Origin of the sequence: Corynebacterium sp. LK33, assembly GCF_014334955.1 — a bacterium.
Classification (GTDB): domain Bacteria; phylum Actinomycetota; class Actinomycetes; order Mycobacteriales; family Mycobacteriaceae; genus Corynebacterium; species Corynebacterium jeikeium_D.
The window spans coordinates 105,873-120,900 of record NZ_PDGU01000002.1 but is presented as its reverse complement, the minus strand read 5'-3'; the positions used below and the strand labels follow the sequence as shown (position 1 = coordinate 120,900).

The following is a 15,028-nucleotide window of genomic DNA, read 5'->3' as shown; positions in this document are numbered from 1 at the left end:
GTTTGTGGGTCGTGGTAGCCAGTTCCCGTGTGGGGTTGGGTGCTGCGGCCCACTTTTTGTTACCCACGAGTAAACGGAATTAAAGAGGGGTTGGTCTGCTCGGTAGCGGAGGGCGGGCTTACCTGTGTCTTGTGGCTTAAGGGGGCAAAGGGTGTCCGGGTTAATGGACACAGGCGTGTCCGCTTAGAGGATCGCCCGGTTGGCACCTTTCGCTGCTTACCCCAATGTGAGTTACTGAGTGCCTTTATGGCTGTCATTGGCGGGTGAATGCGGGGTTAGTTCCTGGGTCTATGGCAGCGGCTGTTGGCTAATTAAAGTTACTGACTGCGTTTATGACAGAAATAGCGCGAAAAATCGCTTGAAAGTGTCATAAACTCATACAGTTTCACGTTTGCAGCCCGTATTTATGGCTGCAGCCTGTACTCACACGTATAGCCTCCAATCGCGTGTACAGCCCGTATTCAAGCGCAGCCCATTCTCGCAAGCAAAGCTCGCAAGCTCATTGTCAACTAGGCCCAACTAGGCCCAACTACGCCCAGCGAGACCCAAACATACGTCGATAGTGCACATGCTACCTTCCGTAGGGCACAAGTTACCCCCGTTAGCGAACGCTGCAATTGTGCCTTTATCAGCACAAATTAGCCAACGCTAAGCCAAGTTCGAAATATGCCCTAAATATTGCGTAATTTCATAACGTATTTACTTGTTAAATAGGGAACCCTAAGCTAATGTTTCACAGGTAATGATTACCTAAGTAAGTGATTGGGTAACGGCGTCTAAGTCGCGTTTGTTTAACAATCCTACTGTGACCGAAGGGATGCCTTTAAGTGGCGCGTTCTAACTCCGGCCGTATTCGCAATATCGTAGTTGCATCTGTTGCGAGCCTTGGACTTGTTCTTGGTGCATGTTCTACTGATGCCGGTAACGAGGATAAGTCTGCAGCTGCAGGCAACGGGTCTACTATTACCGTTACTGATAATCATGGTGAGCAGACCGTACCTGCCGAGATTGACTCTGTTGTGGCCACGGATAACCGTTCCTTCGAGATGCTCGATCAGTGGGGTATTAAGCTGGCTGCAGCTCCTAAACCGATTATCCCGTTCACGGTTTCCGACTACAAGGACAATCCTGACGTTCAGGACATCGGCAATCACCGCGAGCCGAATCTCGAAATTGTTGCTGCTGCTGACCCGGACCTGATTGTGAACGGTCAGCGTTTCGGCAAGTACTACGATGACCTGAAGAAGCTCGCTCCGAACTCCGCGATTGTGGAGTTTGAGCCGCGCGAGGGCAAGCCGCTGGACGAGGAGCTCAAGCGCCACGCTAAGGGCCTGGGCACCATCTTCGGTAAGGAGAAGGAAGCCGATCAGCTCATCGCAGACTTTGACAAGGCTCTGGAGCGCGCTCGCAAGGCTTACAACCCGGACGTGAAGGTCATGGCGCTGAACTCGTCGGGCGGCACCCTCGGTTACATTGCTCCGACTGTTGGTCGTACCTTCGGCCCGCTGTTCGACCTGATTGGCATGAAGCCGGCGCTGGAGGTCGACAAGGCCAGCGATGACCACCAGGGTGATGAGATTTCCGCCGAGTCCATCGCTGAGGCAAACCCGGACTTCATCATGGTGCTTGACCGCGATGCTGGCACCTCTGTCCGCGGTACCGATGAGTACCGTTCGGCACAGTCTGTGGTCGAGGAAGCCGCTCCGCTGAAGAACGTGAAGGCAGTCAAGGAGGGCAAGATCTACTACGCCCCAGAGGACACTTACACCAACGAGTCCATCATCACGTACACGGAGATTCTGAACGGGCTTGCCGACGCCTTCGAGCAGGCCTAATAGTTCTCTGACCAGTCACAGGAGTACCTCACCAACTCTATGCAGAAGTTACTGGATTCCCGACTAGCCATCGGGATTGCCTTTGTGGCAGTCCTGGTGGCTATGTCGCTGTTTGTAGGCCAATACGACATCCTGGGCGCCGACGACGGCTGGGAGATGTTCGCCACTACGCGTATACCGCGAACCATTGCACTAGTGCTCTCGGGTGCCGCGATGGCGATGTGTGGCTTGGTCATGCAGCTACTTACGCGCAACAAGTTCGTCGAACCCACCACCACGGGAACCACGGAGTGGGCTGGTCTCGGCCTGATTTTCGTGATGTATTTCTTTCCTTCGGCCTCGATGCTTGGCCGGATGGGCGGGGCAATCATCTTCGCTTTCATCGGCACGGCAGTGTTCTTCCTGTTCTTGCGCCGTGTCGCTTTGAAGTCAAGTCTGGTTGTGCCCATCGTGGGCATCATGTTGGGTGCGGTAGTCAGTTCGATTTCGACTTTCTTTGCGTTGCAGACGGACATGCTGCAGTCGCTAGGCGTGTGGTTCGCAGGCTCTTTTACCGCCATTTATAAAGGGCAGTACGAGTTCCTGTGGCTGGTCGTCATCGTGGTTGCAATCGTCTTCGTATTCAGCGATCGGTTAACGGTTGCGGGGCTTGGTGAGGACATTGCCACCAACGTCGGTCTGAACTACAAGCGAATCGTGTTCCTGGGAACGGGGCTGATTGCAATCGCAACAGGTTTGGTCACCGTCGTGGTGGGCAACCTCCCATTCCTGGGGCTCATCGTCCCGAATATCGTCTCCATGTTCCGTGGCGATGATCTGCGCTCCAATCTGCCCTGGGTATGCCTGGTGGGCATTGCCATTGTGACGGTCGCGGACCTGATTGGCCGCGTCATTATCGCCCCGTTCGAGATTCCAGTATCGGTGATTCTCGGCATCCTGGGTGCTGCCATTTTCGTCTATCTGATTGTGGAGCGGCGTCGTGCTTAATCTCAGTTCAACTCATACGGTGGCCGACCCGGCTGGGGCGCAAACGACGTCGTTTAGCACGGGTGCAGCGGCGCGCAGGTACTGGATTATCATTGCTGTGCTGGCGGGCTTGGCGACGTTGTTTACCGCGGGTCTGCTTGCATGGGACAATCCGTTGCCGTTTGGTACGGACGGCTTTTGGCTGATCGCGCGTCGGCGCCTTGATGCGGTCATTGCGATGATCGTGGTTGCCTGCTGCCATGCCGTCGCGACGGTGGCGTTCCAGTCGATTGCGAATAACCGAATTATTACGCCGTCGATTATGGGTTTTGAGGCGCTGTACGTGGCTATCAGTACCGCTGCGGTGTACTTCTTCGGTGCGATCGGTCTGATGAATGCCGGCTCGGTTGGGGCGTTTGTGCTGCAGCTCGTGCTGATGGTGGGGCTGTCGCTGGTGCTGTATGCGTGGCTGCTGACTGGGCAGGGCGCGGATATGCACAGCATGCTGCTGGTGGGCATTGTTATCGGTGGCGGGCTGGGCTCGGTATCGACATTTATGCAGCGCATGCTGACGCCTTCGGATTTTGACCTGCTGACGGCGCGGCTGTTCGGCTCTGTCAACAACGCGGACCCGGAGTTTTTCCCGGTGGCGATCCCGCTGGTGATTGCGGCAATCGTGGTGATTGCGCTGCATTCGCGGGCCCTCAATGTCATGTCGTTGGGGCGTGAAGTCGCGACGAATCTGGGCGTGAATTACCAGGTTCGGTCCATCACCGTGCTGGTTGCGGTGTCGGTGCTGATGGCAGTATCGACGGCTATGGTCGGCCCGATGACATTCCTCGGCTTCCTGGTCGCGACCATTGCGTACCAGGCTGCGGATACCTATGACCACCGCTTTGTACTGCCGATGGCGGCGCTGATCGGCTACGTCACGCTGGCCAGTGCGTATTTCATCCTCAATCACGTTTTCTATGCCCAGGGCGTGGTGTCCATCATTATCGAGCTGGTTGGCGGTTCGATCTTCCTCTACGTCGTTTTGAAGAAGGGACGGCTATGATTCTCCTCGACAGTGTAAGCAAAAGCTATACCAGCGAGGTGTCAATTGGCCCCGTTGACCTGGAAATTCCAACGAACGCGATCACGGCTCTAATCGGTCCGAACGGCGCGGGCAAGTCCACGCTCTTGACTATGATTGGCCGCCTCCTTGCCGTCGATTCCGGTGACATCAACGTCGGTCCATACAACGTGGGCAAGACCAAGTCGAAGGATCTGGCGAAGGTGCTGTCGATTCTGCGCCAGGACAACCACTTCGTCACGCGTCTCACCGTGCGCCAGCTGGTCAGTTTCGGCCGCTTCCCGTACAGCCAGGGGCGCCTGACCGCTGAGGACGAGCGCATCATCTCCCAGTACATCGAGTTCCTCAATCTTGAGGCGCTCCAGGGCCGCTACCTCGACGAGCTCTCCGGTGGGCAGCGTCAGCGCGCGTATGTCGCAATGGTGCTCTGTCAGGAGACGGATTACGTGCTTCTCGACGAGCCGTTGAACAACCTGGATATTTCTCATTCTGTCGACATCATGTCGTACCTGCGCACTGCAGTGCGCGAGTTGGGGCGCACCATGGTGGTGGTGTTGCATGACATCAATTTCGCGGCTCGCTACGCCGATTACATCTGTGCGGTCAAGGATGGCCAGATTGTAGAGCACGGCCCAACCGCAGAGCTGATGCGTTCGGAGGTTCTGAGCCCAATCTTCAATACCCAGATTGACATCGTCGAGGGCCCGCACGGCCCGGTCGCCTGCTACGGCTCTTAAGGCAATTCCTGGCCGGCCCCACGCAGCCGATACAATCTAGCCTCATGACTATTACTGCTGCCGTTGACGGTTCCGCCCTGCACAACCCCGGACCTGCCGGGTGGTGCTGGTATATCGACGACAGCTGCTGGGCCGCCGGCGGATGGAAAGAGGGAACCAACAACCGCGGGGAGCTCACCGCGCTTGCCGAGCTGCTCCGCGCCACCGCGCACATCCCCGACGAGCCGCTTTTCGTACTGTGTGATTCGCAGTATGTGATTAACTCCGTCACTAAGTGGATGCCGGGATGGAAGCGCAAGGGCTGGAAGAAGCGCGACGGTAAACCTGTCCTCAACGTCGACATTTTGCAGGACATCGACCAGCTGCTCGTTGGCCGCAATATTCACCTCGAGTGGGTTAAGGGACACTCGGGCCACGACATGAACGAGGCCGCTGATCAGCGCGCCCGCGCCGCCGCCACTGCGTATCAGAAGGGCACCGCCGTACCCGAGGGGCCAGGGTTCGCTGGCGCGGGTAGTCGTGCGCAGACGAATGCGGCGCCGACAAAAACCGAGCCCGCCGCGCCTAGTTCCGAGCCAAAGACGCCCAAGGCCACAACCTTCGAGCAGGAAGGCCTCTTTGACCTCGCCGTCGACACCACCGTGACACCCGAGGACGCCGCCAAGGAAGCGCTCACCATTTTCCGCCGCGCCGCACATCGCGCTGAGCAGGGTAATGCCCGCGCACTCAAGGCATTGCTTAACGACGCCCTGGGCGCCAACCTCGCCGTGCCAGACGGGCTTTCGGATGCCGAGCATGAGCTCCGCGTCGAGGGAACCACCGCTACCGCGCAGTTCACCACCGACGACTGGGTTGGCCTGGCTGTCTGGGATTTGTCCCAGGCAGTGGGGAAGGCCACAGGTTCCGCGCGTTTGCTGGGCTGGAATGTGGGCAGGTCTTAGCAGTAGTATGAAAGTTTGGTCTTTTAGGCAGACCACCAGGCAATCCGGGGTTACTGGTAGCCTGAAAACACATAAATTCTTTTACTCATTACATATAAGGAGCTCCGACTTCATGGCTGAGCACGAAGGTCCTCGTTCCGGCGAAGGCCGAGGAAATCGCGGAAACCGCGGGTCTAACCGTTCCCATGGTCGTGGCGAGGGCGGCTTTAACGGGCGCAACCGCAACGATCGTCGTGGACAGGGCGGTGGCCCAGGTGGTCGTGGCCGTGGTGGTCACGGTGGTCATGGCGGTAACCGCGATTCCCGTGGTTCGCGGGGCTTCCGTCGTGACGATCGCGATGATCGTGACTTTAACCGTGGCGACCGCAATGATCGTCGCGGCCCGGGCGGGCGCGGTGGCCAGGGAGGTCGCAGCTTCGACCGTCGTGGTGGCAAGCCACGTCGCTCCAACCGTGGTGGCCGCTTCCAGGATGAGAAGCGTACGCACCGCACCGGTCCGCAGCGCCCAGGTTTCCGCGAGGAGCGTATTGAGGCCCGCAAGAACGAGCCGAAGCTGCCAGATGACATTCGCGCAGACGAGCTCGACCCGAGCGTGCGCCAGGATCTGAAGAGCCTGGCTAAGGACAACGCCGACAAGGTTGCTCGTCACATGATCATGTCCGCAATCCTGATGGCTGAAGACCCGCAGCGTGCCCTGGAGCACGCCCGCGCAGCGAAGGACCGCGCTGGTCGCGTCGGTGTCGTTCGTGAGACCGCTGGTGTCGCCGCTTACCACGCAGGTGAGTGGAAGGAAGCCCTGGCGGAGCTGCGTGCTGCTCGCCGCATCTCCGGTGGCCCGGGCATGCTCGCGGTCATGGCGGACTGTGAGCGCGGCCTCGGTCGCCCAGAGAAGGCCATTGAGTTGGCTCGCTCCGAGGAGGCCAAGCAGTTGGACAACGAGTCCAAGACTGAGCTGGCTATCGTCGCCGCCGGTGCCCGCCGCGATATGGGTCAGATCGATGAGGCTCTGGTTGAGCTGGAGACCCAGGATCTGAACCCGGACCGCGAGGACTTCGAAGCAGCTCGTCTGTTCTACGCCTACGCTGATGCGCTGGTGGAGGCCGGTCGTAAAGATGATGCCAAGGTGTGGTTTACCCGCTGCGCCAAGATCGATGTGGACCAGATGCTCGATGCTCGCGAGCGCATCGAAGAGCTGAGCAAGTAATCAGCCCAGCTGCCGGCTCGCAACATCAGCCACCGCTAACGCACCGCTGGCGCAATCGGGCTGCGCATCTACAATTCGTCGTAAAGCGTTCCTATTTCGTAAAAGGAGAAATGAACCCCCATGGCTTCTGTCGCTTCTTCCTATGATGCCGCTCTGCTGGATCTGGATGGCACGATTTACGAGGGTGGCGCGGCGATTCCGAACGCGCTGGAGGGGCTGACTGAGGCGGCGCTGCCGATGGTGTTTATTACGAATAACGCTTCGCGCGCGCCGCAGACCGTGGCCGATCAGCTCAATGGGCTGGGCTATGACGTTCACGCGGACGATGTGATGACGTCGGCGCAGGCGGCCATTGAGATGGCGGCAGAGGTCATTGAGCCTGGCTCGAATGTTTTTGTGTTGGGGGCGGAGTCGTTTAAGCAGTTGGCTCGTGAGGCGGGGTACAACCTCGTGGATTCCGCTGATGACAACCCTGCGGCGGTGTTCCAGGGGCTCAACCGTGAGATGACGTGGAAGCAGATGTCGGAGGCGGCGCTGGCGGTGTCGCGAGGTGCGCGCTTCCTGGTGTCGAATTTGGATACGACGCTGCCGTCGGAGCGCGGTTTCCTGGTTGGTAATGGTTCGGTCGCTGCGGCGATTTCTACGACCACGGGCGTGGCGCCGCTGTCGGCGGGTAAGCCGAAGCCGCCGATGTTTATTAAGGCGGCGGAGCGTGTGGGCGCGAAGAATCCGCTGGCGATTGGGGATCGCCTCGACACCGACATCGCGGGCGGAAATGCGGCAAAGATGGACACGTTTATGGTGGTCACAGGCGTTTCCACGCATATGGATGTCGTTGCGGCGCCGCCTGAGCACCGCCCGACGCTCATCGGTGCTGACATGACTGCGCTGAATCGTGAGCTGGATCAGGCACGTCCGGCTCCGCAGGCTGGTTTCACCGCGCGTTACGACGACGCGGAGGCCGGTGTCATCGTTCTTTCTGGCGGTGACATGGAAGATCTTCGGTTGGTGAACCCGGCGGAGGCCGCGGTGGCGGCTCTGCTGACGGTCGTAGATGTGGTGTGGAACTCTGAGGCTGGTCGTGCTGGCGCAGTCGAGGTCGCGCAGGTCCGCGCGGAGGGCCCGGCTGCTGAGGCGGCGCTGGCTGCCTGGCGGAAGTGATAGCCGATGAGTGAGGTTGCACCGAAGCCGGGGCAGGGGCTGGGGCAGGGCGCTGGTCCTGTGCCGGGGCCGAAACCCGGCCCTGCATCTGTACCGAGCCCTGCGCCTAGCCCGGCGGCGATGCCCGGCGCGCGTGAGGTAACTCCGGAGGACGTCCGCGAGCAGGTGGCGGCCGCACTGTCAGCACCTGCCCCGACGCCGCAGGAGAGAGTCGCGCAGTTTGAGCGGGCGCATGAGATTTTGTATGAGGCCCTGGGCTCGTCACGCAGGGAAGGAAAGTGAACGCGGTGGCAAAGAAAGCTCCTAAGCGCAGGCTCGATGCGGAGCTGGTGCGAAGGAAGATTGCTCGCTCCCGTGAGGCGGCAGTGGACATGATTAAAGCCGGCCGAGTTGAGGTCGGTGGTTTTGTCGCCTCTAAGCCCGCGACTGCGGTGACGGGGGACGTGTCCATTCGCGTCAGTGGTCTGGAAGAAGACGAGAACTGGGCGTCGCGCGGGGCTCACAAGCTGCTCGGCGCACTGGAGGCTTTCGAGCCGCAGGGCCTGGACTTGAAGGGCCGGAAGGTGTTGGATGCCGGTGCCTCCACGGGCGGCTTCACCGATGTGTGCCTGCGCCGCGATGTCGAGACCGTCTACGCCGTCGATGTCGGTTACGGTCAGTTGATTTGGCGCTTGCAGGATGACCCGCGGGTGGTTGTGCTCGACCGTACTAACGTCCGCACGTTGACGCCGGAGATTCTCGGTGGCACGGCCGATGTCATGGTTGGCGACCTGTCGTTTATTTCTTTGAAGCTGGTCCTGCCAGCGATTGTTTCCTGCCTCGACGAGGGCGCTGACCTGCTGCCAATGGTCAAGCCGCAGTTCGAGGTGGGCAAGGAGCGCCTTGGCTCCGGTGGTGTCGTGCGCAGCGATGCACTGCGTCAGGAAGTTGTCCAGGAAGTCGCCGAATACGCCCGCACTCTGGGGCTGTCCTTCCGCGCAGCCGTGGCCAGCCCGCTGCCGGGTCCGAGCGGCAACGTGGAGTTCTTCCTGTGGCTGGTGAAAGACGGCGGCGCCAGCGATATTGGTGATGAGGCTATGGCTGCGGCCATCGCCAAGGCTGTTGAGGAGGGGCCGCACAATGACTAGCGCGAAGACTCACTCACGGGAAAGCAAGCCCAAGACCAGCGCCGGCAAGCGCGAGATTCTGCTGGTTCCGCACACCGGCCGGAGCGCCAACCTGGAAATGGCCGCCGAGGCGGCCGAGCTGCTTGAGGCCGCGGGTATCGACATCCGCGTGCTGGCCGGTAAGAACCCAGAGGCGCTGGCCGCGCACCCAACGCTCGGCAAGTACCCACGTTACTGGCATTCTCCGCAGGCGGCGTCGGGATGCGAACTCGTCCTCGTCCTCGGCGGCGACGGCACCTTTCTGCGTGCCGCAGACATTGCGCACTCGGCTGACCTGCCGGTGCTCGGCATCAACATGGGGCACGTGGGCTTCCTCGCTGAGTGGGAGCAGGAGTCCATGACCGAGGCGATTAGCCGCGTCATCAAGCGTTCCTGGCGCATCGAAGACCGCATGACCATCCGCGCCACCGTCCGTGACACCACCGGCCGCGTCATTGGCTCTGGCTGGGCGCTGAACGAAGTCAGTATCGAAAATGTCAACCGCCGTGGCGTCCTGGACGTCATCTTGGAGGTCGATGGTCGCCCGGTGAGTTCCTACGGCTGCGATGGTGTGCTAATTTCCACGCCGACCGGCTCTACCGCGTACGCCTTCTCCGCAGGTGGTCCCGTACTCTGGCCGGAGCTCGACGCTATGCTCGTCGTGCCCAACAACGCCCACGCGCTGTTCTCCCGCCCGCTGGTGATCTCACCGCATTCGACTATCGCGATTGAGACCAACCACGACACCGCCGAGGCGGTCGCGGTGCTCGACGGCTTCCGCAACATCACCATGCCGCCGGGCAGCCGTATCGAAATCGAGCGCGGCGCACAGCCGGTGCGCTGGGTGCGTCTGGACGATCAGCCGTTCGCCGACCGTCTGGTGCACAAGTTCCGCTTGCCGACGTCCGGGTGGCGCGGCCCCGCCGAGGCGCAATAGCCCCTAAACACGGCAGACAAGACCCCACACTTCAAGGGAAGGACTGATTGCAGGCGCCATGCTGACTGAGATTTCCATCCGCGACCTCGGCGTTATCCCCGACGCGACGCTTGAATTCAGCCCAGGCCTGACCGTACTCACAGGTGAAACCGGTGCGGGTAAGACCATGGTGATCACAAGCCTCAAGTTGCTTTGTGGCGCGCGTGCCGACGCCGGCCGCGTGCGTACCGGCGCAGACAAGGCCTTGGTGGAAGGCCGCGTGTCCACCGAGCACCTCTCGGAGCAAGAGTCAACCGCCATCGATGCGGTGGTTTCTGAGCTCGGCGGCGAGCGCGATGAAAATGACGAGTACTTGCTTGCCCGGCAGGTCTCCGCGAAGGGGCGCTCCCGGGCGTGGGTTGGAGGTCGCAGTGCGTCGGCTGCGGCGCTGGCGGATGTCTCCACCCGCCTGATTGCTATTCATGGCCAGAATGATCAGCTGCGTCTGCAAAGCGCTGATGAGCAGCGTGCGGCCATCGACCGCATGGATGCCGATTCCATCGCACCGACTCTGGAAACCTACCGTCAGCAGCGCGCCCACTGGCGCGCCCTGGTCAAAGAACTGGAAGAGAAGACCTCCAAGCGCCGCGAGCTAGCCATGCGTGCCGACCAGCTCAGCTTCGCCATCGAAGAAATCGATGCGGTCTCACCCGAGCCGGACGAAGACCAGGACTTGGCCTCGCAGATCCGCCGTATGCAGGACCTGGATGGTCTCCGCGACGCCGCAGCCGTGGCTCTTGCCGCCATCGACGGTGCCGCTGCCGTGAGCGCGACCGGCATGGATGCCGCCACCGAGGACTCCGGCGCCGCCGAACTCCTCGGCGCCGCTGCGAACGAGCTCGCCGCCGCAGACGACGAGGAACTCACCGAGTTTTCCCACCAGCTCAATGAACTGACCAGCCAGCTCTCCGAAATCTCCGCTGGCCTCGGCACGTTTCTCTCTGGCCTGCCGGAGGAAACCGAATCCCTGGACAAGCTCATGCAGCGCCAGGTGGAGATCAAGAACCTGACCCGCAAGTACGCCCCGGATATCGCAGGTGTCCTGGCCTGGCGGGATAAGGCGGAGCATAAGCTCGCCACGCTGGATGTTTCCGGCGAAGCCCTGGACAAACTCACCGCGGAGATTAAAACCGCGGAGAAGAAGCTCGGCACCACCGCGCGGAAACTCTCCAAGGCCCGCGCAAAGGCCGCAAAGCACCTGGAACAGGCCGTTACCAAGGAACTCAAGGGCCTGGCCATGCCGCACACCTCGCTGGTGGTGGAGATCACCAAGGCCGACACCTTTGGTCCCGCCGGCGTGGACAACATTGAGTTCAAGCTCCGCGCCCACGAAGGTGCCGAGCCGCGTCCACTGGCCTCCTCCGCATCCGGCGGTGAGCTCTCCCGCATCATGCTGGCATTGGAAGTTGTCCTCGCCGAAGGACAGGCCGGACACACGATGGTTTTCGATGAGGTCGATGCCGGTGTTGGTGGGCGCGCGGCTGTGGAAATTGGCAAGCGCCTGAAGCAGTTGGCGGTGAATAACCAGGTAATCGTCGTCACGCACTTGCCTCAGGTGGCGGCGTTTGCGGATACCCACTTGGTGGTCAGCAAGGATGCGCGTTCGGGTGCGGTGTCGTCGAAGGTGACGAGCCTGGGCGATGAGGAGCGGATTGATGAGCTCGCGCGGATGATGGCGGGCTTGGACGATTCGGACTCCGGACGGGCGCACGCGCAAGATCTTCTGGATCAAGCTCGGCGCGCCTTCGCGGCCAAGTAGCTGCACTTATGTTTCACTAAGTGCCATGAGTCTGTTCTCTCGGAACGAAAAAGATCTTCCTGGCATTTCGGGGACTGTGCGGGATGGTTCCCGCCTGGATCGTGCGCTGAAGCGCATGGGCGAAGGCGACATCGTGGTGATTGATGCGCCGGATATCTCGCGTCCACTGGCACAGCAGTTGATTGATGCCAAGGTCGCCGCAGTGGTGAACACCGGCGCGTTTACCACGGGTTTTGTGCCGAATTACGGCCCGCAGATGATGCGCGACGCCGACATTGCGATGGTGCAGAACGTCGGCGACAAGGTCTTTGAAAAGCTCAAGGACGGCAAGAACGGCAGGCTTGACGACGGCAAGCTCTACCACGGTGACCGCCTGATTGGCCAGGGCGACGCAGTCGACCAGAACGAGCTCGAGCGCGCCTTTGATGAGGGCCGCACCAGCATGGTCGACCGCCTGGAGGCGCTCTCCGGCAACTTGGTGGAGTTCGCCAAGACCGAGTCCCCGCTCTACATCGATGGTCTGGGCATTCCGGACGAGACAGAGCCACTGCGTGGCCGCAAGGTCGTTGTGGTCAGCCCCGGTGAGGGACACCGCAAGACGCTGGAAGACCTAAAGAACTTCATCCGCGAGTACGAGCCGCTGCTCATCGGCGTCGATGCAGGTGCCGACACGCTCTTCGACCTGAAGTACCAGCCGGACTACATCATCGGCGATCCGGAGAACATCAATTCCGAGGCGCTGCGGTCTGCCGGTTGCGTGATTCTGCCTGCCGACCCGGACGGTCACGCGGTAGGCCTTGAACGTATTCAGGACCTCGGCATTGGCGCCATGACCTTCCCGGCGCTGTCCGATTCCGCCACTGACCTGGCGCTGGTCTTCGCCGCGCATCACGACGCCGACATGGTCGTCTCCGTCGGCGCCCCGCAGAACATCGACAGCATCTACCACGCTGAGAACCAGAGTGGTGTGCCGTCGGCGTTGCTGTCGCGTTTGAAGGTCGGGGAGAAGCTTGTCGACGGTCGCATGGTCGCCGACCTCTACCAGGTCAATAGCCGCGGTTTCGGTGTGGCCTGGGCAATCCTGGCTATCTTTGTCGCCGTCGCGGTGATCTTCGCTATCGCTGGTACCTCCGGTGATGGTTCTGTCAGCGAGAATCTGATTGATACTTGGAACTCCATTGCACTGTGGTTCCAGGGGCTTTTTAAGTAATTTTTCGTAGATAGGGAGTAGGACGGGCGATGGCGAAGAAGCGCAGGAGCGGGAAGTTTACAGCCGGTGTGACAGGTGCTGCCCTCGGTGTTGCGGCAGGTGCTGCGCTGGGTGCTTATGTGCTAAACCCCGCTGGTGCTGGCATTGATTTCGGCACCGGTGCCGCCTCTGAGCGCGATGAGGCTGTCGCTCGCGCCGATGCGCAGCAAGCGCGTGCCGATGAAGCCAACCGCATTATCGAGCCCATCGTCGGGGAGATCGTTAAGGACTCTTTGAAGGACGTGCCCGTCCTTGTTATCGCCACTCCCGATGCCACGGATGAGCAGCTTGCAGGGGTTTCCGAGACCGTGCGCGCTGCCGGCGCTCCGGATGCCGGCGTGCTGAAGCTCACCGATAAGTTCCTCTCTTCCGCCGGTGCGGACGAGTTGAAGGACACGGTTTCTACTTCGCTGCCGGCTGATGTGCAGCTGGATCCGGAGCGCCGTGAGCCAGGCCGCCAGGCTGGCCAGGCGTTGGCTCCGGTGTTGGAGCTGGATAAGGATGGGGGAGAGCGGGCCTCCGCTGCTGACCGAAAGCTACTGCTGGAGGCTCTCAAGGGTGGCGGCTTTGTCGAGTATGCCGAGGGGACTTTGCGCCCAGCTGTTGGCATTGTGATTGTTGGTAATCACGGCACCGTGTCGCGCGCTGCGATTGATAAGGGCGAGGATCCGGAGTTCGGTGCTGGCATGGTTGCGGATCTGGCTGTGGCGCTGGCTGAGGGCTTCGGTGCCGGAGATGACGTGGCTGGTCACGTAGTGGTGGGGACCGATGGCTTTGGCCGCGAAGGTGTCAGTGCTCTGCCTGACGAGCGCTGGGGCGCCGACCCTGCCGTGAAGCGTGTGGACGCTGTTTCGGATGCTGCAGGGCAGGTTGGGGTTGTTGGGGAGCTGAGGGCATAGTTCGATTTGATTTGAGTATATTCAAAGCTCTTATTTATGGAATTGAATTGTAAGAGTAAACGTGGAAAGTAGAATTAGGCGAGCAGCAAATAAAGGCGCTAATTTCGCTTCTCAGTTCAACTGGAAAAACGTTATTGCAGCTATAGTTGGCATCATTTTGACCGTAGCGGTAATCTATGATTATGTTTATTCTCCTGCCGGCTTAAGGAAAATCATTGCATTATTAATTATGATATTTGGGCCAGTTGTTTTGAGTATTATGTTCGCCCCAAAAGAACAGTGCAAAGATAATAGTGTTATTGCGAAGAAGTCTGTGGGGGATTTATGGCGGATGAGTCAATCGCTGAAGGCGTTAAATGATGATGTAGACCGAATTATAGCGTATTTTGAGAAAACCAACCCGACGACAGATGTTCAGGCAGCAATTATCAATATAAACAGCCAGGTCAATCAGTATTCAGAGTGGACGCAAGTGCAAATTGAATCATGGTCAGAAGTTAGTTCAAATGTGGTCGAAGAATATATGGAAACTCATACGCGCACAATAGAACAACTAAAAGCTCTAGAGAAGGAAATTGCTGATGAGTGATTATATTGTCGGTAAAATTGCTAAAGTTCTTGGAAACTACGATGTCGTTCTTGATAAAGGGGCTATGGACGGTATCAATGCTGGCGACTATGTTGCTGTACTAGGAGCGGCCCGAGAATCTATTATTGACTTAAGCAGTACGCAAACTCGCGGTGTCGTAAATGGGTTTAAAGCTTCGTTGCGCATTACTCAGTTAACTGATTTTCTTGCAGTTGCATCTACCTACCGCCTTAGACGAGTCAATCGAGGCGGCTACAATGTCTCTAGTAATATGAAGAAAGTGTTTGAGCAGCCGCGATGGGAGAATGAAAGAGAGTCGATGCAAGTTGAGGACTCTGATGATGAATTTCTTGATGAAGGGGAATCAATAATTCGTGAAGGTGACATATTTTTAATTGTGAGTAAGGATATTGCTGATCAAGGATTTGTAATTACTGACTCCAGCCTTGGACTATAGTTCCTCTGTGTCTTGATAGAAAAACTGTGAAATTG

At 59.4% G+C, this 15,028-nt stretch carries 15 protein-coding genes; all 15 read left to right on the top strand.

What is annotated here, in order from left to right:
- Positions 1–827 precede the first annotated feature (827 nt).
- The 15 genes from CRD20_RS00705 (at position 828) to CRD20_RS00635 (ending at position 14,993) form a co-directional block, all read left to right on the top strand.
- Complete coding sequence (locus CRD20_RS00705) at positions 828–1,835, top strand: siderophore ABC transporter substrate-binding protein (RefSeq protein ID WP_049189966.1); 1,008 nt, start codon at positions 828–830, stop codon at positions 1,833–1,835.
- 39 nt (positions 1,836–1,874) lie between these two features.
- Entirely contained in the window at positions 1,875–2,822 is a 948-nt protein-coding gene (locus CRD20_RS00700; protein ID WP_049193442.1) for an ABC transporter permease, read from the top strand.
- A complete protein-coding gene (locus tag CRD20_RS00695; protein ID WP_370545771.1) occupies positions 2,815–3,858 on the top strand; it encodes an iron chelate uptake ABC transporter family permease subunit in 1,044 nt (347 codons plus the stop codon). Before CRD20_RS00700 ends, CRD20_RS00695 begins: the two co-directional genes overlap by 8 nt.
- On the top strand, positions 3,855–4,613 hold the full coding sequence (locus CRD20_RS00690) for an ABC transporter ATP-binding protein (protein ID WP_070437367.1): 759 nt from the start codon (positions 3,855–3,857) through the stop codon (positions 4,611–4,613). The genes CRD20_RS00695 and CRD20_RS00690 overlap by 4 nt, the downstream gene beginning before the upstream one ends.
- Before the next feature lie 44 nt (positions 4,614–4,657).
- Complete coding sequence (locus tag CRD20_RS00685) at positions 4,658–5,554, top strand: RNase H family protein (RefSeq protein WP_187404668.1); 897 nt, start codon at positions 4,658–4,660, stop codon at positions 5,552–5,554.
- A 94-nt stretch (positions 5,555–5,648) separates the two neighbouring features.
- Complete coding sequence (locus CRD20_RS00680) at positions 5,649–6,758, top strand: hypothetical protein (RefSeq protein ID WP_370545772.1); 1,110 nt, start codon at positions 5,649–5,651, stop codon at positions 6,756–6,758.
- A gap of 120 nt (positions 6,759–6,878) precedes the next feature.
- A complete protein-coding gene (locus tag CRD20_RS00675) occupies positions 6,879–7,919 on the top strand; it encodes an HAD-IIA family hydrolase (RefSeq protein WP_049193446.1) in 1,041 nt (346 codons plus the stop codon).
- 6 nt (positions 7,920–7,925) lie between these two features.
- On the top strand, positions 7,926–8,201 hold the full coding sequence (locus CRD20_RS00670) for a hypothetical protein (protein WP_049189958.1): 276 nt from the start codon (positions 7,926–7,928) through the stop codon (positions 8,199–8,201).
- A gap of 5 nt (positions 8,202–8,206) precedes the next feature.
- Positions 8,207–9,046 carry a TlyA family RNA methyltransferase gene (locus CRD20_RS00665; RefSeq protein ID WP_049171668.1) on the top strand — a complete coding sequence of 280 codons (840 nt, stop codon included), beginning with the start codon at positions 8,207–8,209 and terminating at the stop codon, positions 9,044–9,046.
- Positions 9,039–10,001: an NAD kinase gene (locus tag CRD20_RS00660; protein ID WP_070858533.1), complete on the top strand. Its 963-nt coding sequence runs from the start codon at positions 9,039–9,041 to the stop codon at positions 9,999–10,001. Before CRD20_RS00665 ends, CRD20_RS00660 begins: the two co-directional genes overlap by 8 nt.
- 58 nt (positions 10,002–10,059) lie before the next feature.
- Positions 10,060–11,799: a DNA repair protein RecN gene (recN, locus tag CRD20_RS00655; protein ID WP_187404666.1), complete on the top strand. Its 1,740-nt coding sequence runs from the start codon at positions 10,060–10,062 to the stop codon at positions 11,797–11,799.
- A 25-nt stretch (positions 11,800–11,824) separates the two neighbouring features.
- Complete coding sequence (gene steA, locus CRD20_RS00650) at positions 11,825–13,009, top strand: putative cytokinetic ring protein SteA (protein ID WP_187404665.1); 1,185 nt, start codon at positions 11,825–11,827, stop codon at positions 13,007–13,009.
- A 29-nt stretch (positions 13,010–13,038) separates the two neighbouring features.
- Positions 13,039–13,947 carry a copper transporter gene (locus CRD20_RS00645; RefSeq protein WP_187404664.1) on the top strand — a complete coding sequence of 303 codons (909 nt, stop codon included), beginning with the start codon at positions 13,039–13,041 and terminating at the stop codon, positions 13,945–13,947.
- Positions 13,948–14,008: 61 nt separating this feature from the next.
- A complete protein-coding gene (locus CRD20_RS00640) occupies positions 14,009–14,536 on the top strand; it encodes a hypothetical protein (RefSeq protein WP_187404663.1) in 528 nt (175 codons plus the stop codon).
- Positions 14,529–14,993 (top strand): hypothetical protein, encoded by a 465-nt coding sequence (locus tag CRD20_RS00635; RefSeq protein WP_187404662.1) that lies wholly within the window; start codon positions 14,529–14,531, stop codon positions 14,991–14,993. The genes CRD20_RS00640 and CRD20_RS00635 overlap by 8 nt, the downstream gene beginning before the upstream one ends.
- Positions 14,994–15,028 lie beyond the last annotated feature (35 nt).